This is a genomic window from Pedococcus sp. P1_H8 (genome assembly GCF_056405175.1).
Genome location: NZ_JBFUCP010000224.1, coordinates 1 through 456 on the forward strand (window position 1 = coordinate 1; position 456 = coordinate 456).

The following is a 456-nucleotide window of genomic DNA, read 5'->3' on the forward strand; positions in this document are numbered from 1 at the left end:
GCCCACGCCTCGCGCAGCGCCGCGGCCCCTCGCAGTCGCACCCACGCGGCCTCGGTGCCGGTGATCGGGACGGCATCGAAGAACCGCACCGGGTCGGCCGGCTCGGGCAGTGCAAGTTCACCGATGCCGCTCTCCCCCAACAACATTGCAGTGAAGGGCGCATCCTTCCAGAGCTGCTCACCGACGTCGAGCAGACCGTCGACGGTCAGGACGACGCCCTCCACCGCCGGCGCCGCGGCCAGTACCGCGAGCGTGCGATGCACGCCCGAGGCCACACCGGCGCCGCCCCGCAGGGTGAGCACCAGTTCGGCGCGCGGTCCCCGCACGGGGTCCGCGATCAGGTCGCTGGGATCGCCCATCGGGTGCCGGGAACAGCCCAGCGAGACGTAGCGCACCAGGTCGTCGTCGTCGGGACCGAAGCGGAGCACCTCGAGGGGTTCGAGCCCGAGGAAGGTC

At 72.4% G+C, this 456-nt stretch carries 1 protein-coding gene; it reads right to left on the minus strand.

Going from position 1 to position 456, the window contains the following annotated elements:
• The coding region (locus tag AC1DYG_RS19705; RefSeq protein WP_477641543.1) for a suppressor of fused domain protein at positions 1-456 on the minus strand (456 nt) is incomplete at both ends.